28 protein-coding genes and 3 tRNA genes are annotated in these 24555 nt (G+C 49.4%); 8 read left to right on the forward strand and 23 right to left on the reverse strand.

What is annotated here, in order from left to right; translation table 11 throughout:
• Nucleotides 1–2: 2 nt before the first annotated feature.
• The 4 genes from motB to flhD all read right to left on the reverse strand — a co-directional run bounded on the left by motB (nt 3) and on the right by flhD (nt 2863).
• Complete coding sequence (gene motB, locus E6P06_RS17525; RefSeq protein WP_003034631.1) at nt 3–932, reverse strand: flagellar motor protein MotB; 930 nt, start codon at nt 930–932, stop codon at nt 3–5.
• Nucleotides 929–1816 (reverse strand): flagellar motor stator protein MotA, encoded by an 888-nt coding sequence (motA, locus tag E6P06_RS17530; protein ID WP_003034628.1) that lies wholly within the window; start codon nt 1814–1816, stop codon nt 929–931. Before motA ends, motB begins: the two co-directional genes overlap by 4 nt.
• Nucleotides 1817–1940: 124 nt before the next feature.
• Nucleotides 1941–2525, reverse strand: coding sequence for a flagellar transcriptional regulator FlhC (flhC, locus tag E6P06_RS17535; protein ID WP_008785071.1), 585 nt, complete (start codon nt 2523–2525; stop codon nt 1941–1943).
• The gene (flhD, locus tag E6P06_RS17540) at nt 2522–2863 is read right to left on the reverse strand and encodes a flagellar transcriptional regulator FlhD (RefSeq protein WP_003034622.1); all 342 of its coding nucleotides are present in this window, start codon (nt 2861–2863) and stop codon (nt 2522–2524) included. Before flhD ends, flhC begins: the two co-directional genes overlap by 4 nt.
• Before the next feature lie 793 nt (nt 2864–3656).
• Here flhD and uspC point away from each other — a divergent pair.
• Nucleotides 3657–4085, forward strand: coding sequence for a universal stress protein UspC (gene uspC / locus E6P06_RS17550; RefSeq protein WP_003034619.1), 429 nt, complete (start codon nt 3657–3659; stop codon nt 4083–4085).
• 17 nt (nt 4086–4102) lie between these two features.
• Here the strand turns inward: uspC and otsA are convergent, their stop codons facing one another.
• The 6 genes from otsA to E6P06_RS17580 form a co-directional block, all read right to left on the reverse strand.
• Complete coding sequence (gene otsA / locus E6P06_RS17555) at nt 4103–5524, reverse strand: alpha,alpha-trehalose-phosphate synthase (protein WP_115454691.1); 1422 nt, start codon at nt 5522–5524, stop codon at nt 4103–4105.
• Nucleotides 5499–6302, reverse strand: coding sequence for a trehalose-phosphatase (gene otsB, locus E6P06_RS17560; protein ID WP_139935497.1), 804 nt, complete (start codon nt 6300–6302; stop codon nt 5499–5501). Before otsB ends, otsA begins: the two co-directional genes overlap by 26 nt.
• Before the next feature lie 175 nt (nt 6303–6477).
• On the reverse strand, nt 6478–7464 hold the full coding sequence (gene araH, locus E6P06_RS17565) for an L-arabinose ABC transporter permease AraH (protein WP_003034609.1): 987 nt from the start codon (nt 7462–7464) through the stop codon (nt 6478–6480).
• Between the two features lie 14 nt (nt 7465–7478).
• A complete protein-coding gene (araG, locus tag E6P06_RS17570) occupies nt 7479–8993 on the reverse strand; it encodes an arabinose ABC transporter ATP-binding protein AraG (RefSeq protein WP_003839135.1) in 1515 nt (504 codons plus the stop codon).
• 115 nt (nt 8994–9108) lie between these two features.
• Nucleotides 9109–10098 (reverse strand): arabinose ABC transporter substrate-binding protein, encoded by a 990-nt coding sequence (locus tag E6P06_RS17575; protein WP_003034602.1) that lies wholly within the window; start codon nt 10096–10098, stop codon nt 9109–9111.
• Between the two features lie 315 nt (nt 10099–10413).
• On the reverse strand, nt 10414–10971 hold the full coding sequence (locus E6P06_RS17580) for a DJ-1/PfpI family protein (protein WP_003844182.1): 558 nt from the start codon (nt 10969–10971) through the stop codon (nt 10414–10416).
• 552 nt (nt 10972–11523) lie between these two features.
• Here E6P06_RS17580 and E6P06_RS17585 point away from each other — a divergent pair.
• Entirely contained in the window at nt 11524–12027 is a 504-nt protein-coding gene (locus E6P06_RS17585) for a non-heme ferritin-like protein (RefSeq protein ID WP_003839130.1), read from the forward strand.
• 139 nt (nt 12028–12166) lie between these two features.
• Here the strand turns inward: E6P06_RS17585 and E6P06_RS17590 are convergent, their stop codons facing one another.
• Nucleotides 12167–12418: a DUF2766 family protein gene (locus E6P06_RS17590; RefSeq protein WP_003034595.1), complete on the reverse strand. Its 252-nt coding sequence runs from the start codon at nt 12416–12418 to the stop codon at nt 12167–12169.
• Nucleotides 12419–12548: 130 nt separating this feature from the next.
• On the opposite strand from E6P06_RS17590, the gene E6P06_RS17595 reads away from it, so the two are divergent.
• On the forward strand, nt 12549–13970 hold the full coding sequence (locus E6P06_RS17595) for an MFS transporter (protein ID WP_139935498.1): 1422 nt from the start codon (nt 12549–12551) through the stop codon (nt 13968–13970).
• 33 nt (nt 13971–14003) lie between these two features.
• Here E6P06_RS17595 and E6P06_RS17600 read toward each other — a convergent pair whose 3' ends face one another.
• Nucleotides 14004–14642 (reverse strand): RpiB/LacA/LacB family sugar-phosphate isomerase, encoded by a 639-nt coding sequence (locus E6P06_RS17600; RefSeq protein ID WP_003034591.1) that lies wholly within the window; start codon nt 14640–14642, stop codon nt 14004–14006.
• A 267-nt stretch (nt 14643–14909) separates the two neighbouring features.
• Here E6P06_RS17600 and yecR point away from each other — a divergent pair, with 267 nt between their 5' ends.
• Together yecR and ftnA are read left to right on the forward strand one after the other, a co-directional pair.
• A complete protein-coding gene (gene yecR / locus E6P06_RS17605; RefSeq protein WP_003034590.1) occupies nt 14910–15245 on the forward strand; it encodes a YecR family lipoprotein in 336 nt (111 codons plus the stop codon).
• A 194-nt stretch (nt 15246–15439) separates the two neighbouring features.
• Nucleotides 15440–15937, forward strand: coding sequence for a non-heme ferritin (gene ftnA / locus E6P06_RS17610; RefSeq protein ID WP_003034588.1), 498 nt, complete (start codon nt 15440–15442; stop codon nt 15935–15937).
• A 45-nt stretch (nt 15938–15982) separates the two neighbouring features.
• Here the strand turns inward: ftnA and E6P06_RS17615 are convergent, their stop codons facing one another.
• Entirely contained in the window at nt 15983–16222 is a 240-nt protein-coding gene (locus tag E6P06_RS17615) for a YecH family metal-binding protein (RefSeq protein ID WP_044711100.1), read from the reverse strand.
• 226 nt (nt 16223–16448) lie between these two features.
• Between E6P06_RS17615 and tyrP the strand changes: the two genes are divergently transcribed.
• Entirely contained in the window at nt 16449–17660 is a 1212-nt protein-coding gene (gene tyrP, locus E6P06_RS17620) for a tyrosine transporter TyrP (RefSeq protein ID WP_139935499.1), read from the forward strand.
• 26 nt (nt 17661–17686) lie between these two features.
• Here the strand turns inward: tyrP and E6P06_RS17625 are convergent, their stop codons facing one another.
• The 4 genes from E6P06_RS17625 to E6P06_RS17640 form a co-directional block, all read right to left on the reverse strand.
• The gene (locus E6P06_RS17625) at nt 17687–18352 is read right to left on the reverse strand and encodes a YecA family protein (protein WP_003034581.1); all 666 of its coding nucleotides are present in this window, start codon (nt 18350–18352) and stop codon (nt 17687–17689) included.
• A gap of 209 nt (nt 18353–18561) precedes the next feature.
• Complete coding sequence (locus tag E6P06_RS17630) at nt 18562–18843, reverse strand: heavy-metal-associated domain-containing protein (protein WP_032936843.1); 282 nt, start codon at nt 18841–18843, stop codon at nt 18562–18564.
• Entirely contained in the window at nt 18840–19196 is a 357-nt protein-coding gene (locus E6P06_RS17635) for a mercuric transporter MerT family protein (RefSeq protein WP_048217381.1), read from the reverse strand. Before E6P06_RS17635 ends, E6P06_RS17630 begins: the two co-directional genes overlap by 4 nt.
• Nucleotides 19174–20316 (reverse strand): transglutaminase-like domain-containing protein, encoded by a 1143-nt coding sequence (locus E6P06_RS17640; protein ID WP_139935500.1) that lies wholly within the window; start codon nt 20314–20316, stop codon nt 19174–19176. The genes E6P06_RS17635 and E6P06_RS17640 overlap by 23 nt, the downstream gene beginning before the upstream one ends.
• A 331-nt stretch (nt 20317–20647) precedes the next feature.
• Here E6P06_RS17640 and E6P06_RS17645 point away from each other — a divergent pair, with 331 nt between their 5' ends.
• Nucleotides 20648–21673, forward strand: a complete 1026-nt coding sequence (locus tag E6P06_RS17645) for a patatin-like phospholipase family protein (RefSeq protein ID WP_139935501.1) — start codon at nt 20648–20650, stop codon at nt 21671–21673.
• 19 nt (nt 21674–21692) lie between these two features.
• Here the strand turns inward: E6P06_RS17645 and E6P06_RS17650 are convergent, their stop codons facing one another.
• Together E6P06_RS17650 and E6P06_RS17655 are read right to left on the reverse strand one after the other, a co-directional pair.
• Nucleotides 21693–22163 (reverse strand): SRPBCC family protein, encoded by a 471-nt coding sequence (locus E6P06_RS17650; protein ID WP_139935502.1) that lies wholly within the window; start codon nt 22161–22163, stop codon nt 21693–21695.
• A 13-nt stretch (nt 22164–22176) separates the two neighbouring features.
• Nucleotides 22177–22866: a hypothetical protein gene (locus tag E6P06_RS17655; RefSeq protein WP_061548592.1), complete on the reverse strand. Its 690-nt coding sequence runs from the start codon at nt 22864–22866 to the stop codon at nt 22177–22179.
• A 204-nt stretch (nt 22867–23070) separates the two neighbouring features.
• On the opposite strand from E6P06_RS17655, the gene E6P06_RS17660 reads away from it, so the two are divergent.
• Nucleotides 23071–23415, forward strand: a complete 345-nt coding sequence (locus E6P06_RS17660) for a hypothetical protein (protein ID WP_139935503.1) — start codon at nt 23071–23073, stop codon at nt 23413–23415.
• A 109-nt stretch (nt 23416–23524) separates the two neighbouring features.
• On the opposite strand, the gene E6P06_RS17665 is transcribed toward E6P06_RS17660, so the two are convergent.
• From E6P06_RS17665 to pgsA, 4 genes are all read right to left on the reverse strand, one after another.
• Nucleotides 23525–23611 (reverse strand) — tRNA-Leu (locus E6P06_RS17665).
• Nucleotides 23612–23623: 12 nt separating this feature from the next.
• Nucleotides 23624–23697, reverse strand: a tRNA-Cys gene (locus E6P06_RS17670).
• A 51-nt stretch (nt 23698–23748) separates the two neighbouring features.
• A tRNA-Gly gene (locus E6P06_RS17675) sits at nt 23749–23824 on the reverse strand.
• Between the two features lie 151 nt (nt 23825–23975).
• A complete protein-coding gene (gene pgsA, locus E6P06_RS17680; RefSeq protein ID WP_003030490.1) occupies nt 23976–24524 on the reverse strand; it encodes a CDP-diacylglycerol--glycerol-3-phosphate 3-phosphatidyltransferase in 549 nt (182 codons plus the stop codon).
• Between the last annotated feature and the right edge of the window lie 31 nt (nt 24525–24555).

Raw genomic sequence — 24555 nt, forward strand, 5'->3', positions numbered from 1 at the left:
TATCACCTCGGATTGGCTGGTGGCGATGTGGGAACGCTTACCGGCGGGAGTTCCGCTGGCCGTTGTAAGACACTTACCGGCTCATTCTGGCTTTCAGCGTTTTCATGCAAAATGGCCTCTTCTGCCTGCTTATTGAGAACCAGCAGGCTAATACGGCGGTTGATAGCGTCTTCAGGACCGCGATCGCTCAGACGCATCGTGGCGGCCATACCTACCACACGTAATACTTTTCCATCATCCAGACCGCCGCTAACCAGCTCGCGACGCGATGCATTTGCGCGATCGGCAGACAATTCCCAGTTGCTGTATCCTTTCTCACCATTCGCGTAAGGATAATCATCCGTGTGACCGGAAAGGCTGATCCGGTTAGGGATCCCGTTGAGCACTGGTGCAATCGCGCGCAGGATATCGCGCATGTACGGCTCAACTTCAGCACTACCGGTCTTAAACATTGGGCGATTCTGACTGTCGATAATCTGTATCCGCAGCCCTTCCTGAACTAAATCAATCTTTAAATGCGGACGCAGCGCTCGCAGTTTGGGATCGGATTCAATCAGTTGATCGAGATCGCCACGAAGTTTGCTCAAGCGGCTCTGTTCCATACGTTTTCTCAGGTCATCAATATTCGGCTGCTTGTTCACCTCACCCTGCTGCTGGGTGTAATCATCCCCGCCGCCTGGAATCGGGCTTTGGCTATTCGAAATACGATTTCCCCCGGTCACCGCGGTAGCCAGCGGTGTACGGAAATATTCGGCAATCTGGATCAATTCTTTAGGGCTGGATATAGAAATGAGCCACATCACCAGAAAGAAGGCCATCATCGCGGTCATAAAATCGGCGTAGGCGATTTTCCACGAGCCATGCGCCCCACCACCGTGATTCTTATGTTTGCGTCGCTTTACAACGATAATGGGATGGGCCTGATTTTTCATGCGTCCTCGGTCGTCTGTTGCGCAGTTGGATTTCTCACCGCACGAACATGTTCTTCCAGTTCGATAAACGAAGGACGTTCGCTGGAGTACAGAGTCTTACGACCGAATTCAACGGCAATCGGCGGCGCGTAGCCATTCAGATTGGAGAGCAGCGTTATCTTCACGCACTGCATCATTTTGGTTGTTTCAGCGCTTTTCTGGCGCAGAACGCTGGCAAGCGGAGAAATAAATCCATAGGCCAGCAAAATACCGAGGAATGTTCCCACCATCGCATGCGCAATCAACGCCCCCAGCTCTGCTGCCGGGCGATCGGCAGAAGCCAGTGCATGCACAACACCCATAACGGCCGCGACGATCCCGAATGCCGGCAGTGAGTCGCCGACCATCGCCAGACTATTCGCCGGAACTTCGGCCTCACTCTCATGAGTCTCAATTTCTTCGTCCATCAGCGCTTCAATTTCAAACGTATTCATATTGCCGCTGATAATCAGGCGCAGATAATCGACAATAAAATCAAGCATTACGGCATCGGCAAGAATGCGCGGATAGCTAGCGAAGATTTCACTTTCTTTTGGGTTTTCGATGTCGCGCTCAAGCGAGAACATGCCCTGTTGACGTGACTTGGCCATCAGGCGATACAGGAGCGCCAGCAGATCCATATACATCGCTTTGGTGTATTTCGAACGACGGAAAAGCAGCGGGATCGCTTTCATCGTCCCTTTGATGGCTTTCCCGTTATTGCCGACGATGAATGCCCCAATACCCGCGCCACCGATAATCACCAGCTCAGCCGGTTGATAGAGTGCCCCAAGGTGTCCGCCGGTCATCATGTAACCGCCGAAAACTGTACCAATAACAACCAGGTAACCTAATAAGATAAGCACGACATCATCCTTTCGCAATTGACTATGACAGGATGCGCAGTCGGGCAATTAACGTAAGGTCAGGACAAAAAAAAGCAGCGGTAATCGCTTACCGCTGCTGGAGTGTTCATCCACACCGTATCAGTTAAACAGCCTGTTCGATCTGTTCATCCAGCAGTTGTGGAATAATATCGGCAGCATTCTGGGAAAGTTTACGTCTTTTTACGGCCCTTGATGGCGGCTGGCATAAACTACAGGCAAAGCTGCCTGCGGGTTGGTGTGCATGGGTGATAAAATTCCCACCGCAACAATTGCATTGGGACAACTCCAGCAATCCGCTGTCGACAAATCGCACCAGCGTCCACGCGCGAGTTAACGCCAGCAATGGCCCTTCTTCAGGCTGCGGACACTGCTCAAGATATAACCGATACGCCTTAATTACGGCATCCACGCCGCTACAGAGACCCGTTTTGAGCAGGAATTGCCATGCATTGCAAAACATCGACGCATGAATATTTTGTTCCCACGTCATAAACCAGTCGGTGGAAAACGGGAGCATCCCTTTTGGCGGAGGACTACCGCGTAATTCTTTGTACAGCTTGATTAATCGACCACGGCTTAATTGCGTTTCGCTTTCCAGCATTTGCAAACGGGCGCCCAATGTGATTAATTCCATTGCCAACTGGATATCACGCGCTTCCTGAACAATGCTTTTTTCGCTCATCATCAAGCCCTTTTCTTACGTGCTGCATCATCGATGTCGCTTAACAGGCGTGTGGAAAGCATAATACCAGTATGGATTTGCTGAAGATCGTCAACGCGGGAGTCTTGCGTCAGGCGAGTAACAGTCTGGTGATCGTCGAAACGGAAATGACATACCAGTTGGTTTGTTTCGGCCAGTTTGACCATTTGAGGAAGTGTTAATGTTGCCAACGTGTCCGCCATTTCCTCGCTGATACCAAGGCGAAACATCGCAGATGCTTTGTCCTGAACGATCAAACGCTGTGCAAGCAATAAATATGACAAATTGATGTCATAAATGTGTTTCAGCAACTCGGATGTATGCATTATTTGCATCCATAATAACCAACATTGTTTTCATGCGGTAAAACCGCACCCCGTGATGTCGCCGGGAAGGCCCGGTAAAAAAAAGCAAAAGGTCAAATACATAGCAACGTAACGACACTTACGCGTCGTCTAAACATTCCCTTTTAAGAAGGCAGCGTCCCTTACAAGCTCACATCAATTCTTACAAATGTCTAAGATTTTTCCTAATTCGACGCAACTCTACCCGCCGTCAGTTACACATACAACGGAGCTATGCTGCGAATTTAAAGAATATGTGATCAAGATCACATAAACCAGCCAAACACTTAACATAAATCCATCAGCGTGGCTTTTACTTTGTTTATTTCTTAACCTTCCATTATCCATTTCGATTCCTGATGTACGAATATTCTTGCAATAAAAGCGAATAGTATTATGTTCACGACCGTTAATATCACGCCATGAAATAGCGAGCTGGATCACATATTTAACTCAAAAAACTTTTTTAATTAAATACTTTATAAACAATGACTTAAATATTTAGAGCGATTAATTAATACCGCGATGTGACGACCTTGCAAATGTTAATGTATGTTTATTTTTTATTAACACATTGTTTTCATTAGCCGTGGGTTTTACTTAAGTTACCTGAACATATCTGCAACCAATATGAATCGATTATTCTATTTATAAGAATAATTAATGAATAATCATGATGACATTCACACTATGAAGGAAGGAAACGTTGCAGTATGGAGTAAGCTGAGTAAAGCTGAAAAGCCCTCTCATAATTCTTGAAAAAAAGGAGCGAGTTATGAGCTATTCGCACATTCTTGTTGCTGTTGCCGCCACCCCTGAAAGTCAGCAGTTGTTAGACAAGGCGGTTTCTATCGCTCGCCCTGTCAACGCCCGAATTAGCCTGATTACACTGGTCTCAGACCCCGAACTTTATAACCAGTTTGCTGCCCCCATGCTGGAAGACCTGCGTGAAGTCATGCAGGAAGAAACTCAGGATTTTATCGACAAACTTAGCAAAGAAGCAGAATACCCCATTGAGCATACCTTTATTACCTATGGGGCTCTGAATGAACATATCCTGGATGTATGCCGCAAATACGCCATTGATCTGGTCATTTACGGCAACCATAACCACAGTTTTTTTTCACGCGCTTCCTGTTCCGCGAAAAGCGTGATTCATACCAGCCAGGTGGACGTTCTTCTTGTTCCGCTAGCCGGAGATTAATACACAGCGCCAGGACTTCATGCGAGTTTAGAACAGGATGAAATATTGTCTGGCAGTTGGCATTGACTCCGACGCGGCGTGACTGCTTTAAGATCACTAATGAACGTCGCCTGCCAGTTGTCGATATCGTTTTTAACGATAGTCTCAAGCATTTCAGCGTGGCGCGAAATGCGTTCGGTAAGTGGCATCGTCAGCGCCTGGTTTAATGCGCTTGCCACTTCATCCCGGTCATAAGGATTAACAATAAGCGCAGAGGTTAGCTCATTCGCCGCCCCGGCAAATTGCGATAAAACCAGCACGCCAGGGTTAGCAGGATCCTGTGCGGCCACAAACTCTTTCGCCACCAGGTTCATACCATCGCGCAACGGGGTCACCAATCCTACGTCAGAGTAGCGGAAGATCTTCATCAGCAATTTACGATCAAAATACTGGTTCAGATAGTAAAGCGGCGTCCAGCCCAGTTGCCCATATTTGCCGTTGATTCGCCCTGCTTCTGTTTCCAGTTGGTGGCGAATATCCTGATAGGCCTGCACCTCTTCACGCGAGGTCGGCGCTATCTGCGTATAGCGAATTTTACCGTGGTGCTGCGGATAATGTTCCAGTAAGGCCTCGTAGGCCTGAAAGCGCTCCGGCAAGCCTTTGGAATAATCCAGACGCTCCACGGAGAAAATATTCTGCACATTTTTAAGCTCCGCTTTTAGCTGCGCCAGTTTTGGCGGCAGCGGTCCGGACGCCTGTCGTGCAATCTCATCAGGTTCGATACCGATGGGATAGACCTGAGTGCGAAACGCTTTTCCCCATGCCAGATGCTGCTTATCTTTATGCGTGGACACCCGAGTCTGGGCTGCGAGACAGTCCAGAAAAGCCTGGCGATCGTTTTCAGTCTGGAAACCAAGCAAATCAAAATCACACATTTGCTCAAGTAGCGCCAGATGTGGAGGGAGCGCATTAAAAATTTCCGGCGTCGGAAAAGGAATATGCAGGAAAAAACCGATGCGGTTATTCACACCGCGCTTACGTAACTCACAGGCAAACGGCAATAGATGGTAATCATGAATCCAGATGATGTCGTCATCGCCAAGCAGCGGCAGAAGTTTATCTACCAGTAAGGCATTAACCCGTTGGTAGCCTTCCCAGGCAGAGCGCTGAAACTGAACTAAATCCAGTCGATAGTGAAATGCGGGCCATAAAACCGCATTTGAAAACTGGCAGTAATACTCTTCGTAATCTTGCTCACTCAAATTAAACGAGGCCCAGGTGATATTGCCACGCGTGACTTTTTTTAACGGTTTATCCTCATTATCTGTATCACCACTCCAGCCAAACCACAGACCACCAGCAGCTTTTAACGCGCCCAGTACACCGACCGCGAGCCCACCCGCGCTCCCTTTGTCATCTGGTGAGGCGATACGATTAGATACTACGACTAAACGACTCATAGCCACCTCTTCTGTTATTCGTTGCTTTCGATTCTTGCTGCGAAGAGTTAATTTGCTCCAACCAGCGCCAGACATCCCTGACGCCATCCAGACGCCATGTCGCCTGCGTCGGCCCGATCCCCACCTTCACGGAAATACCGCCAGCGCGGTTAACCACAGCAAATCCTGTTTCATCTGTCAGATCATCACCGAAAAACACAGGGATCCGGCCAGCAAAAGGCGCTTCCTGCATAAATGCAGCTATCGCGTCGCCTTTATTGCTGCCCTTAGGCTTTATTTCCACGACACATTTTCCGTGCTGCAGAGCAAGCTGCGGCCATCTGCGCGTGATGCGTTCAGCCAGGGTAATCAGCGCAGCTTCGTGTTCGGGTGCCTGACGATAGTGCAACGCGAAAGCCATACCTTTGGTTTCCAGCGTTGTCCCCGGTAACGTCACTAACGCTGCGTGTAATAAAGCCCCAGCTTCACGCTCGATACCTTCAGGCAGGTGTACTATGTGCGTTTGACCATTGATGTCACGGCGTTCTGCCCCATGCACTCCGGCAAGCGGAAAACGAAACGGAGTTGTGAGTGTGTCAAGCTCAACCATTGAGCGCCCTGAAATCAATGCCAGCGCATCCGCATTATGCGTCGCTAACTGATGTAAACATTGCAGGATTGCCTTAGGGACAACGACCTGGTCGGGAAAGGGTTTAATCTCAGCAAGTGTCCCATCGAGATCAAAAAAGTAAGCACAGTTTACAGATTGTTCAGGGGGTAAGATCAGTGATGCTGTCACCCGGTTATCCTCCTCATCATGGTCAGAACGCCACGCGGATCGCGGCGTATAGATGATGTATGACGGATATAAGTATAGACAGTGTGACCATGCTCGCCATTTGGAAAAACAATCGCCAGCCGGGTAGCGGCTGGCGACGGGCAGAAGCTAGACTAAAAAGTTAGGGTTTAAATCATCAAACGGTACGCTTCGCTTTTTGCTTGTAACGGTCGAAGATCACCGCCGCCAGCAGGATGAGGCCACGTACCACATACTGCGCGAACGGAGAGATATTCAGCAGGTTCATCGCATTCTCAACCGTACCCAGGATCAACACCCCGGCCACCACATATGAGATTTTTCCGATGCCACCTTTAAGCGAAACGCCCCCTAACACGCAGGCTGAAATCACGATCAACTCATAACCGATTGAGGTCATTGGCTGGCCGCTGGTCATACGCGATGCGAGGATAATCCCGGCAATGGCGGATACCAGACCGGAAAGAATAAAGATAATAATCTTGGTACGAACAACCGGAACCCCTGCCAGGCGCGCCGCCTCTTCATTGCCCCCAATGGCCAGCGTATTACGACCAAACGTGGTTTTGTTCAGCAGTAAACCAAAGACAATGAAACAAACGACAGTGATCCAGATAGGCGCAGGCAGACCAAACCAGTTAGCATAACCGAGTGTAAAGAAACGCTCGTCTTCAATCCCGACTGCCTTACCGTCGGAGATAATATAAGCCAGACCACGTACAATCTGCATCGTCGCAAGAGTAGTGATCAGGGCGTTAATTTTTAACCGCGCAATCACGAACCCATTCACCAGGCCACACAGAATACCGAGCAGCAGTCCGGCAGCCACGCCAATCCACAAACTTTCAGTCATGTTAATGACTACGGCAGTGGTAACACCAGCACAAGCAATCACAGATGCGACAGACAGGTCGAAATCACCGGATGCCAGACAAAACAGCATCCCACACGCGACCATACCCGACATCGATACTGCCAGCCCCAGTCCCTTCATATTGATGAAGGTGGCAAAGTTTGGCACAAACAGGGAACAAACGAGGAACAGCACGGCGAACACCACCAACATACCGTATTGATCCCAAATGCGGCCCAGATTTAGCGCCGACTTCGCTGCGCCAGAACCCGATGTAGAAACGGAAGACATCATACTCTCCTTATTCAGGCTACAGCCTGGCTGACTTTAGGCATAGCAAGGCTCAACGCCTGGCGCTCATCCGCCTGTTCATGAAGTAACTCACCGGCAATTTCGCCTTCTCTCATCACCACAATACGGTCGGCGACACCGAGCACTTCTGGCAGGTCACTGGAAGCAAACAATACGGCCACACCGCGCGCTGCGAGGGCATAAATCACGTTGTAAATTTCATGCTTGGCGCCTACATCAATGCCGCGTGTAGGCTCATCCAACAAAATCACCTTCATCTCTTCCGATAACCAACGACCGAGGATAGCCTTCTGTTGATTACCACCGGAGAGATTCATGATCAGTTGCTCTGCACCCGGTGTTTTGATGTTGAGTGAACGAATATGGTGATCGGCATTGGTCTCTTCCCAGCCGTTGTTGATCACGCATCCCCCCAGAACATGCTTACGTCGTGCACTAATGTTGATGTTGTTGCGCACTGAATGGACCGGAATGATCCCTTCGGCTTTGCGATCCTCCGGGCACAGCATCATCCCTGCTTCAATGGCATGGCTTGGTTTACGGATATCGATAGGCTGTTCATCAATAAATACCTGGCCCGCCGTGATACGCGTACCACCGAACAGTCCTTTCATTAATTCGCTACGTCCGGCCCCCACCAGGCCAAACAGCCCGACAATTTCACCGCTTCGCACGGATAAACTGATTGGCGTACGCACGCCCGGGGCTTTTACCTCATGCAACCGCAGACGCTCTGTGCCATACGGTCTGGATTTCCAGCCATAGATATCCCCGAGGTCGCGCCCGACCATCGCCTGCACCAGCGCGTCGTGATCGACCTGCTGCATATCCGTGAACGTTTTGACGTAATGACCATCTTTAAACACAGTGATGGCATCGCTGAGGGCAAAAATCTCCTCCATACGGTGCGAAACGTACAGTATGATGCGTCCTTCGTTGCGCAGCTCACGGATGACACGAAACAGATTCTCAATCTCGCGAGCCGACAGGGAGCTGGTTGGTTCATCAAAGGCGATAATTTTGGCATTTCGCGCCAGCGCTTTTGCAATCTCTACCATCTGCCACTGACCAATGGAGAGGTATTTCAATGGAGTATCGGGATCGATATCCATTCCCAGATGCTTCAGCTGGATTCCTGCTTCATAGTTCAGCAGCGAGCGGTTCACAATCCCGCCTTTGTGCGGTAACTGCCCTAAATAAATATTCTCGGCAACGGTCATTTCCGGGACGAGATGCAGTTCCTGATAAATAATGGCTACGCCGGCGTTGAGCGCGGCAGTGGTATCCGCGAAGGAAACTTCCTGTCCGCGGATCGTCAATGATCCCGTTGTTGGCGCATAGTTACCGCTGAGAATTTTTAAGAGTGTTGATTTCCCGGCGCCATTTTCGCCCATCAGCGCATGCACCTGTCCGGCATAGCAGTCGAAACTGATATCCGTCAGCGCTTTAACGCCGGGGAACGTTTTGCCAATGCCGCGAAATGAGAGATACGGGGTAGACTGTTGCATAACGTCTCCGTGAGTCAGATCTTTATGCCGGAGGGAGGCTTTGCCTCATCCGGCCTTCTGAGGACGCAATTCGTAGGCCGGATAAGACGCGTTGACGTCGCATCCGGCATTTGTGTTACTTACCGCCTAAGCCTTTCTTCGCCAGCTCTTCTTTGAAGTTATCGCGGGTAATCAGCACCACATCCGTCACTTCAGTGAATGCCGGTGGCTCTGCACCTTTCGTTACCCAGTTGTAGAGCATTTCACTGGACTTGTAGCCGTGAACGTCCGGGCTTGGCAGCAGTGAACCGTAGAACCCGGTCGCTTCGCCTTTAGACAGTTCGCTTACTGCGTCAACGCCGTTGATACCAATACCAATTACGTTTGGTGCTTTGAAGCCCTGCCCTTCGGTCGCACGTACGCCGCCCAGCACGGTATTGTCGTTCATACCGACAATCAGCCAGTGTTTGACTTCAGGATGCTGAACCAGCATAGAGTTAGCGGCATCGAATGCGCCGGGGATATCATTTGATTTAGTCGGGACCTGATAGATCTGTTTTTCCGGGAAGCCAGCGGCTTTAAGCGCTTCCATTGAACCAGAAGTACGACGACGTGCGGTATCCAGTTCGTTGGCTGTAATGGCCATTACGGCGGTGGATTTCACATCCCAACCGCGTTTTTGCATCTCCTTGTACAGCTCCTGGCCCTGGCGCTCACCAATTTTGGTTGCCGCCATCATCACCAGCGGTACGGTATCCATCGGTTTACCTTTGGCGTTGGCAAACTGGTCATCGACGGCAATGACTTTCATATCGTAGCCACGCGCCTTAGCCATAATGGCTGGCCCCAGTTTTGGGTCTGGCGTACAAATAACAAACCCTTTTGCTCCACTTGCAGCCAGGCTGTCGATGGCGTTAAGGGTTTTCTCACCATCCGGGACGGCAATTTTAATCACCTCAAAACCAAGGTCTTTACCGGCTTTATCGGCAAATTTCCATTCAGTCTGGAACCACGGTTCTTCCGGCTGTTTGACCAGGAAACCGAGCTTCATGGATTCAGCGATAGCGGATTGTGACATAATGGCCGCCAGACCGATGGCAGCCAGCGCTTTAGTGAATTTGTGCATGGTTAACTCCAGCTTTAACGTTCTTTTATGTAGGGTAAAATCAGACGATTTTTTGTAATTCGGACGTAAAACAAGGCATTACCTTTTATTGATAAGATCAATGCCAGTGCTGAGAGTATTTGTAGCGGGAAATTGATTCTCCATAAGAGAGCGGCATCACACCACAGAATTACAGTAATTGCGTACATAAATTCAGCGGGAAATGACATAAAAAAACGCGGTTTTGTCGACGGGAAAAAAGAGGAATAGCAGATTGGTCCATAACATCAGCCAACGAATCCTTGTTCCCGAATACCGGAGCATTCGGGAAAATGATTACCATCGGTAATAAATGTGGTCAGCGTGATCGCGAACCGGAATATCATCTCCCAATAGACGCGCCGCAAGCGTCAATGCAAAATCGAAAATATGCCCTAACCCTTTACCGCAAATCAGGTTGCCATCTTCCACAATCGGCGCATCGATATATTCCCCATCCGTTACGTTTTGCCACAGATCCCCCGAACACACGTAGCGACGCCCCTTCAGCAGGCCGTTGCCACCCAGCACGCGCGCAGCCGCGGAACACACCGGGCAAATGAGTTTTCCTGCCTCGTCATGGCGAGCGATAAACTGGATGACAGCCTTACTGGCGGCAAGATTAACGCTGCCCTGCGGCCCGCCCGGTAACACAACGGCATCGTAAAGATCCGTCTGACGCGCAGCCAGCGTGCTGTCCGTCACCATCGGCACGTCATGATAGCTCACCACCGCACGGGACTCGGCGCAGGCCAGTGTTTCAACTTCGATCTGCAGGCGGCGCAGAATATCAATGGTAACAATGGCTTCCGCCTCTTCAAAACCAGGTGCCAGTAGCACGGCAACCTTTTTCATACACACTCCTCGATTTTTCCAAATACACCAAACAATAAATGCCGAATCATTCAGGCGCTTAACTTTATTAATTTCAACAAAACTGATCTGGCGCAAATAATTAGCCGCAGATTTCGTTCACCGACACGTCGCGATGATGAAATTTCTTCATCCCAAGGCCGGATAATCATCCGGTGACAGACAATACCTGATTGTGAAATTCCATTTCGTGATATGAAACATCATTTCAATATTAACGCTTGACTTTAATACCATAAATATCAATCTGTTATATTCACACCACTTATATACACAAGCAGAAAAATCACTAATATTGCTATGACAATATGTAAAAAATCATAAATACGCAGATTTAAGGATTTTCTTAAGTCGGAACAGGAGTTATCCTGAATCTCGATCGGGAGCGAATATAATTCGTGATCACTAAAGGACCGGCGGAACGGATTTATTCTGCTAACAGTTTTAATTGTACGTAGAGGTGATGTGTAGCGGCAGCCCGTTGCACTGACGTAAGTAACGTACATCCCCCTTTCTGGAAATAAGGATATTGATATGGCTGCAGTTGGAATTGTTCATAAACTCAACACACAAATGAACCTCGAGTTCTACGCATCGAATCTTTACCTGCATCTCAGTGAATGGTGTTACGAACACAGCCTGACTGGCACCGCAACCTTTCTACGCACTCAGGCACAATGTAACGTGACTCAAATGATGCGTATGTTCAATTTTATGAAAAGTGCCGGGGCTAACCCCATCGTCAAGGCAATTGATGTTCCGGGTGATGAACTAACTTCTCTTGAAGAACTGTTTCAGAAAACGCTGGATGAATACCAACAGCGTTACAGCAAGCTATCACGCTTGACCAATGAAGCAGAAGCCTTGAATGATGCAACAACCATTGATTTTCTTCACGATCTGGAAAAAGAGCAGCAGCAGGATGGCGTGCTGTTACAGACGATTCTTGATGAAGTCCGCAGCGCTAAACGTGCGGGACTGTGCATGGCGCAAACCGATAAGCATCTGCTGAACGTCGTGAACTATCAACATCACTAATCTTCAATTTTCATCATGTTAATGCCGGATAACGTTGCGACGCACCTTATCCGGCTGGTGCTTAATTTTCTCTACGCTCACGCCTCTCATTCTGCGAGGCGCAAAAAAACCTTTCTAAAACCTGAAACAACGGTTTATTTTAGTGAGATTCATTCTGCGGCGTGAATTTCAACTCGATCAAGGCAACTGCTTTTTGTATTGCGCGCATAGTAACCGGATCGGCGCCCGCAGGATGGCTGGAGAAATCGATGCTTTTCAGTTGGCTGGACATTTTCTCCCGCACTTCTACTGGGGCAATAACATCAAGAACATCCAGAATCTGCTTGATAACCAGCTGACAGGCAACAACGTCCGAGAGCAGTTCCTGATCGGCATTCAGTGTTTGGGACATAGTGAGCTCCTTATAGAAAGGTCGTCATAGTACCTATTCAACGAACGAAACGATAGCCGCGCATGCATTACGAATGCGCTGGAAAATAAAAATAGATTCAGTCAGTTTCTTTTGAGATGGCAAGCACAACATGAGTGAACATTTAGCGGTTGAGAACAAACACGGTCTATCCCCGGCTGCATTACTTGTTGCCGGGGCTTTCTTTATGGAGTTTATTGACGGCACGGTGATTGCCACCGCACTGCCCGACATGGCGAAGAGTTTTGCCGTGCAAGCGGTAGACCTGAACATAGGTATCAGCGCCTATCTGATCACCCTCGCGGTGCTGATTCCCGCCAGCGGCTGGATTGCGGATCGCTTCGGCGCCCGAAAGGTGTTTACCCTGGCGCTGGCGATATTTACTCTCGCCTCGGTTTTATGCGGTTTGTCCGAAAGCCTTGAGAGCTTTGTCGCTATGCGAATCTTACAGGGTGTAGGTGGCGCCCTAATGGTTCCGGTTGGCCGACTTGCGGTATTGCGTACCACGCCTAAACATCAGTTGATCACCGCTATTGCGACCCTGACCTGGCCCGCGTTAGTCGCCCCCATCATTGGCCCTCCCCTTGGCGGATTCATTACCAGCTATGCCAACTGGCGTTGGATCTTCTTCATCAATGTACCGCTCGAGATACTGGCGATTGCGCTGGCGCTACGTTTTATCCCGGATATTCATGACGACGAGCGCCGCCCATTTGATATAACGGGATTTATCGCAACCTCTGTAGCGATGGTAAGCCTGGTGTATGCCATGGAGTTACTGGGAACCCAACAGCCTCAGGGCTGGCTGACCACCGGACTTTTGGCGCTAGGAACAGTGACATTTCTGTTTGCCCTGCATCATTTTCGTCGCGCCGCATGGCCAATGATTCGCCTTGATGCCATGAACGTCCCTACTTTTCGCGTCACCATGTATGGCGGATCGCTGTTTCGTGCCTCTATCAGCGCCGTGCCGTTTCTGCTGCCGTTAATGTTTCAGGTAGGTTTTGGCATGAACGCTTTTCACGCGGGTTCGCTGGTGCTGGCGGTATTTGTGGGCAATCTGACGATTAAACCAGCCACCACACCGTTGATACGTTGGCTGGGCTTTAAGAAACTGCTGTTGATTAACGGTGCGCTTAACGTTCTGGCGCTGCTGGCCTGTGCATTAATTACGCCGCAGACCCCCGTGTGGGTTATTTTGCTGGTGTTGTATCTGGGCGGTGTGTTCCGCTCAATTCAGTTTACCGGCGTCAGCACGCTTGCCTTCGCGGACGTCCCCGCGGCACAAATGAGCTACGCTAATACGCTGTTCAGTACGGCGACACAATTAGCGGTAGGATTGGGCATTTCTTTAGCCGCTATTGGGATCCGCATTGGCGATGTGGTGAGTGAAAGGCTGGCATTGGGCAATATTCCAGGGATCAGTTTCCGGTTGGCCTTTGTCGCTATTGCCATTATTTGTCTGGTAGGTATGGTGGATTCGCTGCGGCTCACCCGTGATGCAGGAAGTGCAGTATCGAATAAGAACAAGTAGCCCGGAGGGTGAACGCTGCCGGGCCAACAGGATTTAGCCAATTACCTCGCGTACAAACGCTTCGATTGCTTTGTCCTGGCAGTTTTCAAAGAAGCACTGCTGGAAGCGCGGGCCTGATACAGCGGTTTTCACCAGTTCAGGATCGATAGCGCGCAGCGTGTCCAGATAATTTTCTTTTACCACAGCCGCTTTCACCTGATTCAGAATACCGGCGTTACGTACCTGCGGCTCTTTACGCTCCGGTGGGTAGCCTTCCCCGTTACGCCCGGTGAACGCTTTTTCAAACATATAGCGCACATTCAGCTCAGCACCCCAGCCAAAACCTTTGGCGAATGCCAGAGAAAGTGCGTTGCCGTTGTTGATCTGAGAGAACAAGAACGCATCTGCAGGATCGAGGCAATAACCACACACCACACCCGGATGGATATTCAGTGACATCATTGCCCCCTGGCCCGTGCCGCAACCAGTGACCACGAAATCAACCGCTTTGGAATTAAGCAGGATGCTGGCCATAATTCCTAAATGGATGTAGGTCAGATGATGATCATTTTCATCGCTCATCCCAACGTTATAGACCGGAAAACCTTTCTCATCCGCAACGGCTTTAAGCTCGTTATGGATGATGGCGTTTTTGCTTGCCTGGCTGTTTTCCATCATCAATGCAATTTTCATTCTGTACTCTCCTGAATGCACTGCGGTAGCCCGCTGAAAGTCATAACATTCAGCCACATTACTATTTTGCAATCACACTTTCAAATTTAATGAAATTTAGTTTTAAAAAACAAAGTTGCGCTCACATTCTTGTCTGAACAGTTCAGAATTGCCTCAAACGAATGACCTCGTTGTGATTAATCACAGGTGATCTTCGGGCTATTCAAGCCATTGATGAGGGCCTCTGTATGCCATGATAGTGTATCTTCGAACTTTCAGAGCGATCTCATGAAGACCTTTATCCTAGCGCTTTTGCCGCTCGTGCTGACAGGATGCACAATTACAAAACAGGCGCAGGTCAGCGAAGCCAGCGCCATCACTGGTGTGGTTCGCCTGACTTATAATCAGGCCATGTTACAAACAGCACGTACCGATGACTACGTTACCCAAGGGACAGCCACCAAAGAGTGTCAGCGCCTGGGCTATGCCAGCGCTGAAGCGTTTGGTCAGCCGGTGTCAACCTGCAGCGTATATGCAGGCTCTCTGTGCTTAAATACCAAAATTACACTCGCCTGGCAGTGTCATGGTGTCGCAGTATCGCAATCCCCCTCATTCAATTATTAATATTTCCGACCAGCACATTTTTGCTGGTCTTTTACCACTTTATTATTTATATCCCCCGCTTAATATCGTTAATGCGTTTTATTCCCATTCGCATTTTTAATAAATAAATTTATTATTTTACCTTTTGCAAATAATTAAATAACAAATTATAGTGACGCCACGTCAATATATAATAATGTTTGTGGAGCAGAACCATGCTGAAAACAGAAATGATCGACCAACTGAATGAGCAAATGAATCTTGAATTATATTCATCTCTGCTCTACCAACAGATGAGCGCGTGGTGCAGCTATCACAGCTTCGAAGGTGCCGCCGCGTTTTTGCGCCGTCACGCTCAGGAAGAGATGACGCACATGCAGCGTCTGTTCGATTACCTGACCGATACCGGCAGCTTGCCGCGTATTAATACCGTTTCTTCCCCTTTTGCTGAATATGCGTCTCTGGATGAACTGTTCCGTGTCACTTACGAACACGAGCAGCTGATCACCCAGAAAATTAATGAGCTGGCACACGCGGCAATGACCCACCAGGATTATCCAACCTTTAATTTCCTGCAATGGTATGTTGCCGAGCAGCATGAAGAAGAGAAATTATTTAAATCTGTTATTGATAAGCTGTCGCTGGCAGGGAAAAGCGGCGAAGGTCTTTATTTCATCGATAAAGAACTGGCTACGCTTGATACGCAGAATTAATATTCTGGGGTAATGAAGGCAACCCGCCATCATTACCCATTAAAATCAGTGACGGCAGATCTTGCTTTCGTGCGTAGAGAAGCCGTCTTCTTTTGCAATAAACTTTCCCTTCGCCGCTAAAAACGCCACCAGCTCGCCTGCCGTCATATCTGACGCGGAACAAGTGTGAAAACGCGCCTGCTCGCCGAAACGTGCCGTTATCGCCGCTTCAAGGCTGGCATTTGAATACTGCTCGCCAGATTCAATCATCATGTTGAGCACTTCGTGACCGTGAATAGATTCCATACTACCTCCTCAATAAAGACCGTAGCCTAATGCGAACCGCATGGCGCTGCTTTGCGCTAACGCAGGTTTATCCGCAGATAAATGTCATTTGTTATACATCTTAATGGTCAAAAATATCGTAAACATTAATGTACAACCATTGTAACGGCGATTTGACGAACATAGCGTTTTGCCTTAACCTGCGCCGCAGATATAACCGTTGATTATCTCTGGGACAGAGGAAAGCGTGAAAAACAGAACCCTGGGTAGTATTTTTATCGTGGCGGGAACCACGATTGGTGCCGGTATGTTGGCAATGCCGTTGGCTGCGGCAGGCGTGGGGTTTAGCGTCACGTTGGTATTGTTAGTCAGTCTTTGGGCGTTGATGTGCTACACCGCGCTGTTGCTGCTTGAAGTATATCAACATGTCCCGGCAGACACCGGGCTGGGTACGCTGGCAAAACGGTATCTTGGTCGTTACGGACAATGGGTAACGGGCTTTAGCATGATGTTTTTAATGTATGCCCTGACGGCGGCGTACATCAGTGGTGAAGGTGAACTGCTGGCCTCCAGCATCAGCGACTGGACCGGAACAAATATATCTCCGACAACAGGCGTACTGCTGTTCACCTTTGTTGCCGGTGGCGTGGTTTGTGTTGGGACCTCGCTGGTCGATCTGTTCAACCGTCTGCTATTCAGCGCCAAGATAATCTTCCTGGTGGCGATGCTGGCTCTGTTAATGCCGCATATCCATAAAGTGAACCTGCTTACGCTGCCGCTGCAACAGGGGCTGGCGCTCTCCGCAATCCCGGTCATCTTCACCTCGTTCGGTTTTCACGGCAGTGTCCCCAGTATCGTCAGCTATATGAACGGTAACATCCGTAAACTGCGTTGGGTGTTTATTACGGGTAGCGCTATTCCACTGGTCGCCTATATCTTCTGGCAACTGGCGACGCTTGGCAGCATTAACTCGACAACGTTCATGGGGCTTTTAGCCAACCACGCAGGCTTAAACGGCTTATTGCAGGCATTGCGTGAAGTCGTGGCTTCGCCGCACGTCGAACTGGCGGTACATCTGTTTGCCGACCTCGCGCTGGCAACCTCTTTCCTCGGCGTTGCATTGGGATTATTTGACTACCTGGCCGACCTCTTCCAGCGCCGCAATACCGTAGCGGGAAGAATGCAAACCGGCGTGGTGACCTTCCTGCCGCCGCTGGCATTCGCGCTGTTCTATCCGCGTGGTTTTGTCATGGCATTAGGGTATGCGGGCGTTGCCCTGGCTGTGCTGGCGCTGCTCATTCCCTCGATGCTGGCCTGGCAGAGCAGAAAACATAATCCGCAGGCCAACTACCGCGTAGCCGGCGGTGCTCCGGCGCTGGCACTGGTATTTTTGTGCGGCATTGTGGTGATAGCAGTACAGTTTTCTATTGCAGCAGGATTACTACCAGAAGTGGGTTAAAACAAAGGGGCTTTCGCCCCTTTCTGTTAATGCAAACAGCACTGCTTATATTTCTTGCCGCTGCCACAGGGGCAAGGGTCATTGCGCCCTACTTTGGCATCCACTTTCACCGGTACTTTGACCGGCGTTTCCTGAGGATGCGCCATCCAGTAAGCATGCAGGTCCAGCGCAGCCAGGCGGATGGCATCGACGCTCTCTTCAAACGCCTCAGGTGTCAATTTCTCAACCACCGCAAAGTTCTCTTCCGTACCATGCAGCGCAATAGCCTCAAGTGCTGGTTTTAACGTGTCCGGTAACGCGGACCAGTCTGACAGTGCAACGCCGCGCATATAACCAAAGCACCACTCTTCAACGATGGTCAGTTCATGCTCGTCAATTTCACGCAAACCAAACAACGGCTCAAACTGCTCAGGATATTCATCCAGACGATCGGCCGTATCCGCCATATGTTGAAACGCCAGGTTCATGAAACGCGTCATTTCTTTTTCGGAGGACCAGCGAGGGACATACTGCGCGCCGCCCCAAATCGCGACCAGCCACTGCTCTGGTTCAATTTCATACGGTGAACTCAGCACCGCCGTCAGCAAACCATCCAGTTCTGACACATCCAGAATAGCCTTGTCTGTATTGTACTTAGTCAGTACATCATCCAGCCATTCCAGTTCGCTCTCGTTTAATGGTCCCGTTTTCATAACGCTTTTCCTTAGTCAAAAAATCTTGCCTGTGATCATCCTACATGGCTAGAGGGATAACAGATACAAATGGGCATATGCGGCATACAGTTGCCGCCTGTTCAGGTTAACAGGAAACGAGGGGAATTCCGGAAGTTAACACACAAAAGAGAACACGAAGCCGCCGGGCATCATACCGGGAAAACACAATAAAACCACCCGCAGGTGATTTACTGTTGTTCAATGCGGTTGAGCGTTGCGGTATAGCCCGTTTTCGCTACCGCGTTAAGTAAAGTATCGGTTGGGAAACCTTCTGGCACAATCGCTTCTGCTTGTCGGGTTTTTAGGGAGGACTTTGCTTTAATCACGCCGTCGGTTTCACGTAGCGCCTGATTGACCGAAATAACGCATAGCGAGCAGGTCATATTTTGTATATCCAGCACCACTTTTTGATTGGTCGCCTGAGCCAACAGCGGCAGCAACAAGCATGCAACTAATGTGAAGATTTTCATTCAAATACCTCATAAAACCAGGCAACGAGCGTTGGATAAAAGAGCACCGGCAAAATCAACGCCAGCGCACACCAGTAGAGAACGCGCGCTTGCTTCAGAGTTAGCCACCCGGAGCACCACAGCCGCCTGGAGAAATAGAGCCGCCAGAAAACGCGCAGTAATAAGCCCAATGACACCAGCATCAAGGGAATTCGCAAAAACTCAAACTGGGTGAAAACAGCAAAGCTCGCCGCCGAAATACCAAACAGCAGGTAGAGCAGCGGTCCAACGCAGCATAAGCCAGCGGTGACGGCAGCTACCGCGGCCGTCAACAGGGTGAGTCCCGCCCCTTTAGCGTTGTTCTGTGGCAACATAGCTGTAGGAGAACGCTTTAGGATCGTAGAAATTGATCGGATCGCCATCGACTTCAGCGTAAGGATAGCCAAAGTTGTTCATGGCTCCCTGCTCCGTTGCCGGATATAGCTCGAAATCACGCCCGTAGTTGAATCCAACCCAGTTCATTTCCCAGTTACCAAACAGGTAAGTGTTTACCGCCTGGACATCGGCGTCCTGATGCGATTTTTTCTCTGCCAGACGCATTTTGGTCACATCAGCAGGATCGCAAGGTAACCAACCGTAACCGGCCAGATAGAACTCGGCACGACAATGTTGCCCACCGCTCACATCAGCAACGCCTGCGCTGTCTGCTTTGCCAAATGCACTTTTCGAGTAACGTTCGAGCTTATTGGCCTTGCCCAGACGGATACCAAACAGTTCACGCGCCGGAATGCCGCTGGCACGCGCCAGAGCCACAAAAACGGAGCTCATGTCGGTGCATTTTCCTTTGAGCTTACCGCTTTTTAAGATCTCCGCTACATCCCCCGTGCCGCAGCCGATAACGTCGTTATCGCGCTCCATATGGCTACTCACCCACTCGTAAATCAGGCGTGCTTTTTTCAGCGGATCCTGCTCATTACCGGTGATTTTACGTGCGGTTTCCAGAACCAGCCCATCCACTGGGGTATGTGCCGTCGGCAAAAGGTACGGTTTTACATCCAGCGGGTAAATAATCTGCTCCGGCGCTTGCCAGGTTTTCAACGCGTCCTGCTTCAGCGGTTCCCAGTCGGCGGTTTCAATGTCGATATCAACGTTAATCAACAGTTCGCCCTGCGAGTCAGGCCAGGTGGCAAACAGCGTTTTCGCGCCATAAGTATTATTAGTGGTGACATACGCTTGCTTATAGTTTCCGCTAAAGGCAAGCGCCGTCATTTGTTGAAACGCGGTATCTACAGGAAGCGGGATCCACAGTTTTACTACACCGCTCGAGCCCTTAGGAGGGTTAAGTTTATAGGTCTGGGATAACACAAAGCGCCGACGCGCGACTGGTGCAACGGATGGCTCAGCGGCGCGAGCCGTCTGACTAATAACCGCAGGACCGACTAAACCGGCGGCCGAAAGGAGAACGCTATTTTTGAGAAATTGTCGACGTTGCATTGCTGTCTGTCCATGTTGTAAGAGTTGAACTACGGCTAAGCAGGTAAAAACCGTATACGATCATCACAGCAGACAGACGCTGACATAAAAAGGTGAGCCGATGGAGGTTATTCATCAATAACAGACCTGTTAACTGTGAATGAAATAAGATACTACAAGGCCGCTATTAAGCCATTTACAGGCAAAAAAGTACAGCAGTGAGCGGATATCAATCTGCCAGCCCCCTTCTTATGAAACAAACTCAGCGTAAATCCTGTCTATATTTAACTGCAGCCATAGCGGAAACAACCCTACCCCTAAATCCCGTTTCTTATCTTTGGAGGACATAAAAATGGCAATGAGAATACTGTCTATCGATGGTGGCGGGATCAGAGGCATCCTGCCGGGTATGCTACTTGTGGCACTGGAGAAGAAATTGCAGGATATATCACAAAATCCTGCCGCCAGAATTGCGGATAACTTCGATCTCGTTGCCGGTACCAGTACCGGGGCCATTCTGTGTTCTGCTTACGTTTGCCCTGATGCGAAAGGAAAGCCCAAGTTCTCCGCTCAGGAAGCCGTCAATTTCTACCTTCAGGATGGGGATGAAATTTTTGATGTCGGCGTCTGGAAAACAATCAGTTCACTGGGTGGTGCTAGCGATGAAAAATATTCTGCAAAGGAGCTGGAGAGGGTATTAAAAACAGCATTTGGTGAAACAAAAATCAGTGAATTATTAAGACCAACCTGCTTTGTTTCTTATGACGTGAGCAGTCGTCTTCCTGTCATTTTCAAACAACACTCCGCCCTCGCCAAGAATCGGGACTTCCTGGTCAGGGATGCTTTACGGGGTACCTCAGCAGCTCCCACCTATTTCGAGGCAGCGCGTATTTATTCATTACCCCCGGTACCCGAAAAATTTGTCCTGGTTGATGGCGGTGTGGTGGCAAACGACCCGGCACTCTGCGCCTATTCCGAAGCGATTAAATTCAGTAATGTCGCTGGCATTAAGGATATGATTATTGTCTCACTGGGCACCGGCAAGAAATTGCAGGGGTATTCTTATTCCGAAGTTAAGGACTGGGGCCCCTTTGGCTGGGCAAAACCGGCTATTGATATCGCGCTAGAGGGGGGGCCACAGATGACCGCGTATTATCTGCAACAAATTGCCTCAACGGTAAAAAACTCTAAATACTACAGAATTCAGCCTGAACTATACGGCGCCGATCCAACACTGGATAACGCATCGCGTGAAAACTTAGAACTTCTGCGCAAGGCAGGCCTACAAAATGCCGCCGTGTATGATAAGAAATTGACTGAGATCGCTAAGTTATTAATCAGTAATGGAGGCAATTTTAAATATCAGGACGCTAATTAATCCTCAACCCTGACTGAACTCAAAATATATGTACATTCGTTGCCAGTTTGCGGGCTAATCCTCTGGCCCCTTCGCGCATGACCGTATCGTGATTCCAGCGAAAAACGGGTGCCGCCAGCGGGGCCAGGTAATTCATCCAAGGAATCGTGGTGCGAACATTCCAGTCATATCTGACGATGGTCTCAGCGCCACTGGCAGAAAAATACCATATACCTCGCCCTTCTACCGCCCCACTGGCTTGTCCCTCAAGCAGCGAGCAAGGCAGAATATTTAACACGTTGATGTCAAAGGTTAAGCGATAGGGAAGCGCTCCTTTCCAGGTATAACGATGCAGCGCCCCAATGCCCTGTACATCACCTTTTTTAATCTCAACAATGCGTTCCAGACTTTCCCACCATTCAGGCCACTGATCGGGATGAGAAAAAACATCCCATACCTCCTGAATAGAAACCTCAACCCGCCAGACGGTGGAAAACTGATAGTCAGCCATAATACAGCCTCCTTCAGGGTGAGAAGAAATTGGCGGGAAAACGGATGTTAATGACCATAGCATCCAGAAGCACGGTTTCTAATCGCTGCCCATCTGGCGCATAGCTGATCACTTTGGCAGGAAGTCCGTGATAATTATCCAGCCAGACGTCATAGCGGTGAACACCATCAACCACCATTGTTCCAGGCCCAACCACAGATACGTGCGTCGTCGCCCGTCCTGCAAGGTTTTCCTTACCAACAGTGGTCATTGTCCCTTCGCGTTGCAGATGACGAATATTGCCCAACAACACGCCGATATCAGAGCGATCCACCCGATGACCACGCTCATCCTGGATCAATGAATTAGTAGGCGACAGGTGCAAAATGGGCAAAGAACCCACACCAAATGGCCATAACGTCACTTTACCGCTGACAGGATTAAAGATAAGCACCGCTCCTGAATGCGGTTGGGTAAAATCCATCCGCACATACCCAGGCTTTTGAAAGCTATAGCGAATAATTTTGCTTTCATCGGATGGCGACGAAGAGCGCATCATGACCTGATAAGAGGTCAGGTTATTAAATGACTGTTGAGAAAATGCGATGGGATCCATAGCCCTGGCATTCTGCGAAAAAATATTACCTTTTTCCACCGAATATGCTGCACAACTAAAGGTGAGCAATGCTGCGAACATGACTATCGGAGAAGATGAAATGTTCATAGCTGCCCCCTGAACCAGCGCGATTGGCAAACAGGAGTTATCACCTGCCGACTGTTTTTATTATAGTTCTTAACTGCGCGGCACTACTCTTCCGGCCCCTCAGACTCAGTATGGGCAGCAGGTTTAAATTATTGGTTTTCTTTTTAGTTGAGATGACAACATAAAGCTATACTTTAATAGCCATGCTTTTAATAGGTATTAATCATGAAACTGCCATCGGTATTTTCATGCACCGTTCTCATATTACTGCTGCTGTCGTCATCTTCTGCCACATCCAGCGCGTTACAAAACCAGGCCGTCAGAGAGCAAGATTTAAGCGCGGCACTTCGAGCCGGTAATGGCGTGATCATCATTGGCGGGACGGATGATTTCGTTTTCACGTTCAGGGCACGAAACCGAATCCACAGAAACCTGGCGATACAGGATGGCTTTGGCGATCCCATCCTGATGAATGGTTTCCAGGACCACAACTATAATCCCGCCCGCGATGGTTTTATCAACAACCCTGCCCGAGGGGGCTTTTTGTTTAACGCGCCGATTCGGCGATAGATTGATGTGCAATAGTGAGTTCTATGCTTGTAAAAAACAGGCACAAAAAAACCACCCGTAGGTGGTTTCACGACACTGCTTATTGCTTTGATTATTCTGTTCTTTCCCATGGTACCCGGAGTGGGACTTGAACCCACACAGCGCGAACGCCGAGGGATTTTAAATCCCTTGTGTCTACCGATTCCACCATCCGGGCTCGGGAAGAAATTGGAGGCGCGTTCCGGAGTCGAACCGGACTAGACGGATTTGCAATCCGCTACATAACCGCTTTGCTAACGCGCCGAAATCTTCTGGCTTTTCAGCCGACATCCGCTATTGCCGATGTCTCTAATTTGGAGCGGGAAACGAGACTCGAACTCGCGACCCCGACCTTGGCAAGGTCGTGCTCTACCAACTGAGCTATTCCCGCATCACCAAGTAACTTTGTTAATCACTTGATTTTGTTATCGTCTGGCAATCAGTGCTGCCGTTCGATGCGTTGCATTCTACTTACCTGACGCAATGAGTCAACGATATTTTTCACCACTAACGATCGTTTGCTGAAATTTGCGTCGAAACGATCACTGATCAAGCAAATCTCCACGTGCAGCGCTCAAATACTGGAACATTGACCACAAAGTCAGTATCGCGGCGACGAAGAAAAGTGCGATCCCAGCATACTCAACCCAGATATTTGGACGCCACAGCAGCCAGGCCAGTGCAGCCATTTGCGAAGTGGTTTTCACTTTACCAATCCAGGATACGGCTACGCTGCTGCGTTTACCCAGTTCGGCCATCCATTCACGTAGTGCAGAGATGATAATTTCACGCGCAATCATTGTTGCGGCAGGAAGCGTCACCCACCAGCTGTGGTAATGCTCGGTCACCAGGACCATCGCGATAGCCACCAGCACCTTATCAGCGACCGGATCGAGGAAGGCGCCAAAACGCGTGCTTTGGTTCCAGCGGCGTGCCAGAAAACCGTCAAACCAGTCAGTGACCGCTGCGATACAGAAGATCAGCGCACAAACAAAGGGAGCCCAGGTGAATGGCAGGTAAAAAGCCAATACAAAGAATGGGATCAGGATGACGCGAAACAGCGTGAGCAACGTAGGGATATTAAATTGCATATGACGGATAACTATCTGTTGTCAGTGAAAT

The sequence above is a fragment of the Citrobacter sp. CF971 genome (assembly GCF_006385635.1).
GTDB classification, from domain to species: domain Bacteria; phylum Pseudomonadota; class Gammaproteobacteria; order Enterobacterales; family Enterobacteriaceae; genus Citrobacter; species Citrobacter freundii.